This is a genomic window from Flavobacterium polysaccharolyticum (genome assembly GCF_038739875.1).
Lineage (GTDB): Bacteria > Bacteroidota > Bacteroidia > Flavobacteriales > Flavobacteriaceae > Flavobacterium > Flavobacterium polysaccharolyticum.
In genome coordinates this window covers 1-315 of record NZ_JBCGDP010000085.1, presented here as the reverse complement: position 1 = coordinate 315, position 315 = coordinate 1, and the positions used below count along the sequence as shown (strand labels likewise).

Annotated in this window: 1 protein-coding gene; it reads right to left on the bottom strand. The window is 40.3% G+C overall.

The genetic code is table 11. The features are described 5' to 3' along the window. On the bottom strand, positions 1-315 hold a 315-nt coding region (locus tag WFZ86_RS20195), incomplete at both ends, for a hypothetical protein (RefSeq protein ID WP_342693624.1).

Sequence of the window (315 nt, the reverse complement as noted above, 5' to 3'; positions counted from 1 at the left end):
GTTTCAAAATCAGGACTCGCAGTAATTTTCAAATCACTACCTGAAATGGTAAACGCAGCATTATCAGTATCACCAGCTCCAGCTACTAAAGAATACGTAAACGAACTGCTATCTACATCGGTTGAAGAAAGTGCTCCCACAGTTGAGTTAGCCGGCATATTTTCGTTGATAGCAGAAGCAGACAGCGCAATATCCGTTGGTGCTTCATTCACATCATTAATGAAAATAGTAAATGCTTTTTCGAAAGTGGATGTTCCATCGAAAGTTCTTACGCGAACAGAGTAGGAATCTTTGGTTTCAAAATCAGGACTCGCA